Annotated in this window: 6 protein-coding genes and 1 pseudogene; 2 read left to right on the forward strand and 5 right to left on the reverse strand. The window is 72.2% G+C overall.

From position 1 onward, the window contains the following. Both VF825_RS10165 and VF825_RS10170 read right to left on the reverse strand, forming a co-directional pair. A partial coding sequence (locus tag VF825_RS10165; protein WP_331112827.1) for a DUF47 domain-containing protein occupies positions 1–530 on the reverse strand: 530 nt, incomplete at its 3' end. A 226-nt stretch (positions 531–756) separates the two neighbouring features. After that, entirely contained in the window at positions 757–948 is a 192-nt protein-coding gene (locus VF825_RS10170) for a hypothetical protein (protein WP_141789579.1), read from the reverse strand. Between the two features lie 165 nt (positions 949–1113). Here VF825_RS10170 and VF825_RS10175 point away from each other — a divergent pair, with 165 nt between their 5' ends. Further along, positions 1114–1431: a hypothetical protein gene (locus tag VF825_RS10175; protein ID WP_331112829.1), complete on the forward strand. Its 318-nt coding sequence runs from the start codon at positions 1114–1116 to the stop codon at positions 1429–1431. A gap of 106 nt (positions 1432–1537) precedes the next feature. On the opposite strand, the gene VF825_RS10180 is transcribed toward VF825_RS10175, so the two are convergent. Further along, positions 1538–2119 (reverse strand): hypothetical protein, encoded by a 582-nt coding sequence (locus tag VF825_RS10180; RefSeq protein WP_331112835.1) that lies wholly within the window; start codon positions 2117–2119, stop codon positions 1538–1540. A gap of 178 nt (positions 2120–2297) precedes the next feature. Between VF825_RS10180 and VF825_RS10185 the strand changes: the two genes are divergently transcribed. Then, complete coding sequence (locus VF825_RS10185) at positions 2298–3794, forward strand: MFS transporter (protein WP_331112831.1); 1497 nt, start codon at positions 2298–2300, stop codon at positions 3792–3794. A gap of 3 nt (positions 3795–3797) precedes the next feature. On the opposite strand, the gene treZ is transcribed toward VF825_RS10185, so the two are convergent. Both treZ and VF825_RS10195 read right to left on the reverse strand, forming a co-directional pair. Further along, on the reverse strand, positions 3798–5561 hold the full coding sequence (treZ, locus tag VF825_RS10190) for a malto-oligosyltrehalose trehalohydrolase (protein ID WP_331112833.1): 1764 nt from the start codon (positions 5559–5561) through the stop codon (positions 3798–3800). Between the two features lie 26 nt (positions 5562–5587). Beyond that, positions 5588–6485: pseudogene (locus VF825_RS10195) on the reverse strand (malto-oligosyltrehalose synthase); the annotation flags it as partial.

A 6485-nucleotide genomic window follows, 5' to 3' on the forward strand; every position in this document is an offset into this window, starting at 1 on the left:
AGCTTGAGCACCGTGATCGCGTCCGCGCCGTTGTTGAACAGCTCGGCGAGGAGGCGGCGGTAGATCTGGTCGGCCTGGTTCTCGAGCCGGTTGATCTCGATCCAGTACTCCTGCAGGTCGCTCATCGAGCGCAGCCGCGGCATGGCCTCGGCGGTCAGCTCGGACATGCGCGCGAGGACCTCGACCTGGGCGGCGATGCCCGAGGGCAGCTCGCCGATGCGGTAGAGCACGATCAGGTCGACCGCAGCCTCCATCAGGTCCATGCAGTCGTCCAGGTTCGCGGCGAGGCCGTAGATGTCCTCGCGGTCGAACGGCGTGATGAACGAGCTGTTGACCTTGCGCATGATCTCGTGCGTGGCCTCGTCGGCCGCGTGCTCGAGGTCGCGCATGCGCTGCGCGACGGCTTCACGCTCGGTCGGAGCGACACCGAGCAGAGCGGTCAGCTCCTTGGCGCCATCCACGATGTGGCTCGCCTGCTGGGCGAACAGGTCGTAGAAGGACGTGTCTTGGGGGGTGAGGCGAAAACCCACGGGGAACTCCGGTCATCAGGAAAGTGGCCGTAGGTGATGCTAAAGCCACGGCGAGAGAAGAACCCAACCGAGCGGTCGAGGCCAAGCACGATCGTTCACCCAATGTTCACCCCAAGGGGGTGGTTCGGGCCATCCCCACGGCGTAGCGCGCCCCTTGCGCACCGTCCCCCGACGCATTGCGAGCACGCCACAGCGCCCCGCCGGGGCCCCCGAGGTCAGGCGCGCGTCAGGGAGCGGGAGTCGCCGGGGGTCGTGCCCCGGCGCCACTGGGCACCACCCCCAGCAGCCGGTCGATCTCGTCCTGGGAGAGCGGCCCGTCGCTGGAGGTGGCAGCGACGACGAGCTCGCCGACCAGCTCGATCTCGAACTGCAGATCGCCGTCGGTGAGGTAGTCGTCTGACCCTTGCGGTCCTGCCATGGCTCCAATCTAGACCGCACCCCGCCCGGACGGGACCGATTGCCCCAATCGGAATCCGCCGCGCGGGCCGTGACCGCCGCACGGCTGGCCGGGTCGCCCGGGGCGCGGCGGGGAAGAGCCGACCCGCCCTATGCGAGGCGGCGTCCAGACCGCATCATGGGCCCCATGAGTGGCTCCGGCACCGAAGACCGCGGTTCGTTCACGCACGCGGTATGCCGGGCCTGCGGGTGGCGCGGCCCGGGTCGCCGGGCGCGCGCCACGGCCGAGCGTGACCTCGAGCTGCACGACCTCGGCGGCTGCCCCATGGAAGAGGCGGAGCTGGCCGAGGGAGCCCGCGTCCCGGCACCCGAGCCCCTCGGGCCGCGCGTGCCGCTGGAGGCGGGGGCCGCGGGCGGCAGCCAGGCACACGGCATACCGGTGGCGGTCGGTGAGGGTGGAGTTGCGCCGGGCCGGGAGCGCCTCACGGCGCATGGCCGCTCGTAGCGGCTTCAGTTGGGACCCGGGGCTACCGCGGCCCGGCGCAACCTCCAGTCTAACCGCCGGCCCCTGACGGGTATGCCCGATCCCCACAGGGGCTGTGAGAACGACCTCAGATGAGGTTGTCCTTGCGCCACAGCCGCGCGCACGCCTCGAGGTCGGCACCGGTGGTCTGCATCGAGGCGGCCCGCCGAGTCTGGGCGCTGCTGACCAGCGGCTCGTGGTCGTCGGTGTCGTCGGCGAGGTGGGCGCGGCCGGCGGAGATGACCCGGCAGAACGCCGCGGCCCGCTCCAGCGCGATGGCCAGGTCGCCCTCGAACACCCCGGTCAGGATCGCGTCGGTGAGCGCCTTGAGCTCGTCGGGCCCGGGCGGCTCGGCCACGCCGGCGACCACGTGCGGCACGTCGGCGAACCGGATCCCCGCGGCGTAGTCACGGGCCGCGCCGGTGGGGTCGCGGCGGACCCACTCGCGCAGGGCGTAGAGGCGCCACAGCGCGCCGGGCAGGCTGCGCGCGGGGCGGTCAGCCCACAGCTCGGCCAGCGTGGACAGCCCGAGCTCGTCGACGAGCTCGACCAGGCGGGTGGTCAGGGCGGGGTCGTGCGCGGCGCGCCCGGTGCCGACGATGACGGCGGCGGTCTCGTGGGCCACCTCCGTGATCCGAGCCGGGTCGGGCGCACCCGCCTGGGCGTCCATGGCGGCCGGGCCGAAGTAGGCGGGTCGCCGGGGAACGCCCCGACCAGTAGGTTCCTCAGGCACGAACACGATTTTCTCACGTCATTCCGGGTACAACCCCTGGAAGCAGGACGGCGACTGGAGCCCCCAGGCCGCCGGACAACGGACGCGGCTGACGCCGCCGCGCGGAGGAGTGCGTATGTCGTCGCAAGTTGAGACCGGTCGGATCACGACCGACATCCCCGCCCGACTCGACCGGCTGCCATGGGCCGGCTGGCACTGGCTCATCGTGGCCGGTCTGGGCACCGTCTGGATCCTCGACGGCCTCGAGGTCACCATCGTGGGCTCGATGTCCGAGGCGCTGCAGAAGCCCCTCGGCACCGGTCTCGGGATGACCAGCTCCGACATCGGCATGGCCGGCGCGATCTACGTCCTCGGCGCCTGCATCGGGGCGCTGTTCTTCGGGCAGCTGACCGACCGGTTCGGCCGCAAGAAGCTGTTCCTGGTCACCCTCGGGATCTACCTCGTCGGCACCGTGCTCACGGCGTTCTCGATGAACCCGATGTTCTACTTCGCGTGCCGCTTCGTCACCGGCGCCGGGGTCGGCGGCGAGTACGCCGCGATCAACTCCGCCATCGACGAGCTGATCCCGGCGAAGTACCGCGGCCGGGTCGACCTGGCCATCAACGGCTCGTTCTGGCTCGGCGCCGCCGCCGGCTCCCTGCTCACCGTCGCGCTGCTCAACCCCTCGCTGGTGCCCGCCTGGCTCGGCTGGCGCCTGGCGTTCGGCCTCGGCGCGATCCTCGGCCTGGGCATCCTGGTGGTCCGCCGCAACGTCCCCGAGAGCCCGCGCTGGCTGTTCATCCACGGCCGCGAGCACGAGGGCGAGAAGGTCGTGAAGCAGATCGAGGAGCACGTCGAGGGCACCACCGGCGCCCCGCTCGACCCGGTCGACGAGACCATCACGATCCGTCAGCGCAAGACCATCGGGCTGGGCACGATCGCCAAGACGGTGTTCACGCTCTACCCCCGCCGCACGATCCTGTGCCTGGCGCTGTTCATCGGGCAGGCGTTCCTCTACAACGCGTTCTTCTTCACCTACGGCGACTCGCTGACCAAGTTCCTCGGCGTGCAGCAGGTGGGCTGGTTCATCGCGGCGTTCGCGGTGAGCAACTTCCTGGGCGCGTTCCTGCTCGGGCCGCTGTTCGACACGGTCGGCCGGGTCCGGATGATCTCCGGCACCTACATCCTCTCCGGCGTCCTGCTCGGAATCACCGGCTTCATGCTCGGCGGCCTCAACGCGGTCACCCTGACGCTGATGGGCGCGATCATCTTCTTCTTCGCCTCCGCCGGCGCCTCCTCGGCCTACCTCACGGCCAGCGAGGTCTTCCCGATGGAGACGCGGGCGTTGTGCATCGCGTTCTTCTACGCCATCGGCACCGCTGCCGGCGGCATCTCCGGCCCGCTGTACTTCGGCCACCTCATCGACTCGGCGTCCAAGGCCAAGGACATCACCGGCATCGCGCCCGGCTACTTCGTCGGCGCTGCGCTGATGATCGTCGGCGGCCTGGTCGCGGCGTTCCTGGGCGTCAAGGCCGAGCAGAAGTCGCTGGAGTCGATCGCCCAGCCGCTGACCGCCGAGGACGCCCCGGCGTCCGGCACCGGCAGCGACCGGACGGCACCCGCCCCGGCGTAACCCTCAGGCAGGACCCACGACGGCCGCCGACTCCCCAGGCAGGGAGAGGCGGCCGTCGTGCGTCACCTGCGCCGCCTCGTCCCAGGCCAGCAGCACCTGCCGGTATGCCGTGGCCTCACCGAGGTCGAGCACCGCCGGCTCGCTGCCGAGGTTGACCGCGACGCGGTGCTCGCCGCGCGTCACGACGACGGTCCGCGCGGCATGGTCGTGGTCGACGCCCACGCGGTCGAGGTGCGGGTCGCGCAGGTCGGCGCGCTGACGACGGAGGGTGAGCAGCGCGCGATACCAGCGGAGCAGGCGGTCGTGCGGTGACCGCTCGAGCTCGGACCAGTCGAGCCGGGAGCGCTCGACGGTCGCCGGGTCCTGCGGGTCGGGCACCTCGGCGCTGTCCCAGCCGTGCGAGGCGAACTCGCGGCGGCGGCCCTCGCTGACGAGCCGGGCGAGCTCGGGGTCGACGTGGTCGGTGAAGTACTGCCACGGCGTGACGGCGCCCCACTCCTCGCCCATGAACAGCATCGGGCTATAGGCCGAGGTCAGCAGCAGCGCGGCGCCGGCCGCCAGCAGCCCCGGCGCCACGAGCTGGCTCAGCCGCTCGCCGACCGCGCGGTTGCCGACCTGGTCGTGGGTCTGCAACGAGGCGACGAAGTGCCAGCCCTCCAGGCGCAGCGTGTCCACCGGGCGGCCGTGCGTGCGCTCGCGGAAGCTCGACCACGTGCCGTCGTGGAAGAACGGCGTGGTGAGCACCTTGGCCAGGGCGCCGGGGTCGGCGAAGTCGGCGTAGTAGCCGAAGGTCTCGCCGGTCAGCAGCACGTGCAGCGCGTGGTGCACGTCGTCGGCCCACTGGGCGTGCAGCCCGAGGCCACCTCCGGCGTCGGGGTCGGGGGTGCGGCGGGTGACCGTGCGGGGGTCGTTGCGGTCGGACTCGGCGATCAGCCACAGCGGCCGGTTGACCTCTGCCGCAAGGGTTTCGACCTCGCGCTCCATCTCCTCAAGCAACGGCAGCGCCCGGTCGTCGACGAGGGCGTGGACCGCGTCGAGGCGCAGCGCGTCGATGTGGAAGTCGCGCAGCCACTGGGTGACGTTGTCGAGGACGAACCGGCGCACCTCGTCGCTGCCGGGGCCGTCGAGGTTGAGCGCCTGGCCCCACGGCGTGACGTAGCGGTCGGTGAAGTAGGGCCCGAACTCGCCGAGGTAGTTGCCGTCCGGCCCGAGGTGGTTGTAGACGACGTCGAGGCACACGCCGAGCCCGCGGGCGTGGCAGGCGTCGACAAACCGTTGCAGCGCAACGGGTCCGCCGTACGGCTCGTGCACGGCGTAGAGGTCGACGCCGTCGTAGCCCCAGCCGTGCCGACCCGGGAAGCTCGCCACCGGCATGACCTCGACGAGGTCGACGCCGAGCTCGACGAGGTGGTCGAGCCGCTCGATGGCCGCGTCGAACGTGCCCTCACCGGTGAAGGTGCCGATGTGCAGCTCGTAGATCACCGCGGACGGCAGCTGCACCCCGGCCCAGTCCTGGTCGGTCCACCCGAAACCGTTGGGGTCAAAGGCCACCGAGCGTCCGTGCGGGCCCTCGGGCTGCCGCCGCGAGCGCGGGTCCGGTCGCGGGTCGCCGCCATCGAGCGCAAACGCGTATGCCGTGCCGGGCGCCTCGGGCAGCTCGCCCCGCCACCAGCCGCCGGTGTCGCGGCGCATCGGGGCGCGCTCGTCGCCGAGCACCAGGTCGACCGACTCCCTGGCGAACGGCGCCCAGACGGAGACCTCGGTCATGGGCGGGACTCCCTTGTGGTTGCTCGTCATCGGCGCACGAGGAGGGCGACAGGGCGGGTGGCGAACAGGGCGGCACAGGTGACCTCGCCGCCGACGTGGACACGGCCGGTGAGTCGGTCCTCCCAGTCGCCTTCGGGCAGCAGCACCGTGTCGCTGTCGGACCAGCCACCGGTGCGCCCGAGCCGCGCCGGGGCCCGGGTGACCACCGCGGCGACGCGGTCCGAGCGCAGGAAACCCAGGGCGTGCTCGCTCGTGGACTGCAGCGGCCGGTAGGTCGCGCCCAGCCCGAACGCCTCGGGGTCCTCGCGCCGCAGCTGCAGGGCCGTCGTGGTGACGAGCAGCTTCTCCCGGTCGAGCCCCTCAGGTGCCCCGACCCCTTCCGCCGGCTGGTCCGCGGGTTGGTCGGCAGGGGGTGCCGCGTGGAAGGTCGGCGCCACGTCGGCATCGGCGACGGCGTGGAGCAGGGCATGGCGCCGGGCGAAGTCGACCGGGCGGCGGTTGTCCGGGTCGACCAGCGACAGGTCGACCAGCTCGCAGCCCTGGTAGGTGTCAGGGACCCCCGGCAGGCACAGCTGGAGCAGCTTCGCCGCCAGCACGGTCGCCCGGACGGCAGACCCGTTGATCCGCAACGCCTCCTGCCACACCTCGCGCAGCGCCCCCGGCACGAGCGCGGCGTCGGCGAGCGCGAGCACCCGCTTCTCGTAGGCCTCGTCGCCGTCCACCCAGGCGGTGCGCTGCTTGGCCTCGCGCAGCGCCTTGACCAGGTAGCCGTGCAGCCGCTCGGCCCCCACGTCACCGACGCCGACCAGGGTCTGCCAGACCAGGTGGGCGCTCGGAGGGTCGACCCCGAACTCGTCGGCGGCCGCCCGGAACGCAGCCGAGCACCGTCGCCACGTCTCGGGGTCGCCGGCCACGGCCAGCAGG

This window comes from Oryzihumus sp., assembly GCF_036391795.1.
Taxonomy (GTDB): domain Bacteria; phylum Actinomycetota; class Actinomycetes; order Actinomycetales; family Dermatophilaceae; genus Oryzihumus.

Coding starts and splice junctions, on each gene's coding strand:
- VF825_RS10170 (WP_141789579.1), bottom strand. CDS start 948: ATGGCAGGACCGCAAGGGTCAGACGACTACCTCACCGACGGCGATCTG.
- VF825_RS10175 (WP_331112829.1), top strand. CDS start 1,114: ATGAGTGGCTCCGGCACCGAAGACCGCGGTTCGTTCACGCACGCGGTA.
- treZ (WP_331112833.1), bottom strand. CDS start 5,561: ATGACCGAGGTCTCCGTCTGGGCGCCGTTCGCCAGGGAGTCGGTCGAC.
- VF825_RS10185 (WP_331112831.1), top strand. CDS start 2,298: ATGTCGTCGCAAGTTGAGACCGGTCGGATCACGACCGACATCCCCGCC.
- VF825_RS10180 (WP_331112835.1), bottom strand. CDS start 2,119: ATGGACGCCCAGGCGGGTGCGCCCGACCCGGCTCGGATCACGGAGGTG.